3 protein-coding genes are annotated in these 1,327 nt (G+C 29.4%); 2 read left to right on the top strand and 1 reads right to left on the bottom strand.

The window, feature by feature from the left end; all coding sequences use genetic code 11:
* Positions 1-510: helix-turn-helix transcriptional regulator (locus D7V20_RS19150; protein WP_147395819.1), on the top strand; the 510-nt coding region annotated here is incomplete at its 5' end.
* Positions 510-800, top strand: a complete 291-nt coding sequence (locus tag D7V20_RS19145; protein WP_001130046.1) for a hypothetical protein — start codon at positions 510-512, stop codon at positions 798-800. The genes D7V20_RS19150 and D7V20_RS19145, both read left to right, overlap by 1 nt.
* Positions 801-902: 102 nt before the next feature.
* On the opposite strand, the gene D7V20_RS19945 is transcribed toward D7V20_RS19145, so the two are convergent.
* The coding region (locus D7V20_RS19945) for a hypothetical protein (RefSeq protein WP_120385397.1) at positions 903-1,327 on the bottom strand (425 nt) is incomplete at its 5' end.

The raw sequence follows: 1,327 nt of genomic DNA, 5'->3' as shown, positions 1-1,327 counted from the left end.
GCTGATCACATCAAATCATTAGTTCATCATATTGGTAAAACACATTCAGAGTTATGCCACGATTTAGGTTGGAAAAAAAGCAGATTTTCTAAAGTTATATCTGGTAAAGCTAACTTAACTTTAAAAACAATTTTCGAAATTAGTATAGCCACTGGGTATGATTTCGATCTCGTATTTAATAGTAAAAATAAAAGAGCCTGTGCCCAACCATGGAACAAATACGATTCCGAAGTAGAAGTATTTTATGAAGAAGTACCTAAGCGTTCTTCTTTACCAGTAGTTGATTTTATTGATCCTTATAAATTAAACACTTATATGGATAATGTGAATATAGCGGAAGTTGAATGCCTTTTGGCTGTAAGAAAACAGAGTAATAAGCTAAAAGATGTATATGAAGACATTAAGAGTATTGGTAATTCATTTTATTCAATACCTCTTGCTGAAAATAGACATATAGATGATGACTATTTTTCTTATAAAATCCCTGGAAAGTGTGTGGTTGAAGGATAATGGCTAAATCAAATCAAAAATCAGATAGTAAAGCTTTTGTTTTAGCATTGAATCATGAAATGATTTATGCAGATAAAATTCTTAAATTCGGTATCGGACCATCTGTATGTAAATTAGAGATAGGCAATGAGTCTAGTGAGGAACATATCATTTCACATACTATTGCTCTTAGCACAGCCCACTTCTTAGATGCTATTGAACATATTTATGAAACCATAAATACAGATGAAGCAAAATCAAAACTGAAGAAAAATTTACAAGACCTTCTATCAAGATTAGACGATAACTAAATATTTAGGTAATTATAAAAAGGCGCTATAAGAGCGTCTTTTTATTTAACATAAAATCTCTTATGCGTAGTCGCTATGTTAGAATCAATTTCATCCATCTCTTTAAGCTGTAGGTGCTAATTTCAGACCTCCAACATATAACCAATAAGTAATAAAAAATAGTAATAAAATCAATAATAACTCTGGAATCTTTGAATATCTTAAATTTATTATTTGTAAAGAAATCCTAGTTAAAGATAGGGTGGTAATACTTATAGTTATTAAAAATACAATAATAACAAATATTGCTGCGATTGCCCCACTTTCAGTTACCTTAAAAATATCCCTTCCATAAACTATTGTTAATGTTGCAAAAAGTGACCCTAAGGCTTGTTCACCTAGAAAACTGGTTATATTCGGAAATTTAATTTTTCCTTGAGGAACATCTAAGAAACTTAAGAAATCCTCTTCGGAAATTTTATTTTCTAATTTACTTAAGTATGGATAAGTAAAAAACAATAAGCAGAACAAATTTAAAAATACAATAA

Origin of the sequence: Acinetobacter rongchengensis, from assembly GCF_003611475.1 — a bacterium.
GTDB classification, from domain to species: domain Bacteria; phylum Pseudomonadota; class Gammaproteobacteria; order Pseudomonadales; family Moraxellaceae; genus Acinetobacter; species Acinetobacter rongchengensis.
Note: the sequence above shows the minus strand (reverse complement) of the source record. Positions and strands in the feature narration are given on the sequence as shown.